The organism is Psychrobacter sp. 1Y4 (genome assembly GCF_051847555.1).
Genome location: NZ_JBPYDE010000248.1, coordinates 1 through 924, shown reverse-complemented (window position 1 = coordinate 924; position 924 = coordinate 1). Strand labels below are relative to the sequence as shown.

The 924-nt window shown below is 42.0% G+C and carries 1 protein-coding gene; it reads right to left on the bottom strand.

Going from position 1 to position 924, the window contains the following annotated elements:
• Nucleotides 1–159: 159 nt before the first annotated feature.
• On the bottom strand, nt 160–924 hold a 765-nt coding region (locus ACS8FC_RS15550), incomplete at its 5' end, for a pirin family protein (RefSeq protein ID WP_439297433.1).

Here is a 924-nt window from a genome sequence, read left to right as displayed (position 1 = left end):
CTTGTCAATCTTATGATCAACAAGTTTCTATAAAATAATTTGTTTATTTGCGCTATTATCGGAACAATTCACTTAAAACCCCATAACTTTTTTGTAAAAAAAACTTAACGATAGGGATTTTCTTTGAAAAATAGATTAATAAATTTTGCGTGTTGATAATTAGCCCTTGAAGCCTTTGGGTAGTTCTGGTGCTATCAGACGCTGCATATCAGAATCAACCTCGCCAAAACGCTCATGGCCATTGTTCCAATCGATTACTGACTGCTCAAGCGCTTCTTTGCTATCAGCGACAAAGTTCCACCACAGTAATACTCGGTTATCTAAAGGCTCACCGCCAATGAACATTAAGCGTGTGCCCTTCTTTGCTAACAGCTTTATAGAGGTATTGTCGGTCATATCATCACGATGAAAACGTAATAACTGGTCTTTTTTATACACCTGACCTTCAGACTCTAGCGTACCGACAACCACTAAAATACCGTACTCAAAGCTTGCTTCCAAATTCAGCGTGACGTCCCCATCTTCTAAAAAATGCACATCGATACCAACCATCTTGGAGTACTGCAACGTTGGCGCTTGATGGTGCTCACCAGACGCTGATTTGTAACTTCCCGTGGTCAGAATTAGCTCGACGTTGCCCTCAGTCCATGTTGGCAGCTCCGGATAATGGTGAAAACTGCGTTCAATCTGCTGGTCAGTGGGTAAAGCGATCCACAGCTGTATCATATTGATACTACGTGCAGCGACGCTTGAATCAGTATTTTCTGAGTCAGCACTGTCCAAAAAAACGCTTTGCTCTGTATGGCTGATACCTTGTGTCAGCCCAGTACCTGCTGTCATGAGGTTGACTTGGTTTTTGGCAATGACTTGCGTGCTACCCAAGCTATCTTTGTGTAAAATCTCACCATCAATCATCCAACTAAA